The organism is Corynebacterium sp. UMB6689, assembly GCF_030215295.1.
In the GTDB taxonomy this organism is placed as follows: Bacteria; Actinomycetota; Actinomycetes; order Mycobacteriales; family Mycobacteriaceae; genus Corynebacterium; species Corynebacterium aurimucosum.
The window spans coordinates 1-339 of sequence record NZ_JASOLS010000088.1 but is presented as its reverse complement, the minus strand read 5'-3'; the positions used below and the strand labels follow the sequence as shown (position 1 = coordinate 339).

Sequence of the window (339 nt, the reverse complement as noted above, 5' to 3'; positions counted from 1 at the left end):
TCCGGGTTAGTGACCTTGATACCAGTGTCCTGCTCCTCATCAGTCGGATCAACCGGCTTCACACCAGAATCATCAACTTCAGTCGGGTTATCACCAGGCTGCTCTTCGGAAGGCTTGGAGTTCGGGCCCTTCGGATCGGTACCGGCTTCCTTCTCTTCCTCGTCGGTAGCACCGTCACCATCATCATCGGTGTCCGTAACGTCCGGCTCGCCGTCACCATCAGTGTCACGCTGAACCGTAATGACCTTGGTGTCCTCAGCAACCTTGTTGCCGTCCTCGTCGGTGATGGTGACCGTGACCTCAAAGTCACGCTCTTCCTCATCCTTGCCCCAGTCAGTG

At 56.6% G+C, this 339-nt stretch carries 1 protein-coding gene; it reads right to left on the bottom strand.

What is annotated here, in order from left to right:
- Positions 1–339: hypothetical protein (locus QP363_RS12780; RefSeq protein ID WP_284764763.1), on the bottom strand; the 339-nt coding region annotated here is incomplete at both ends.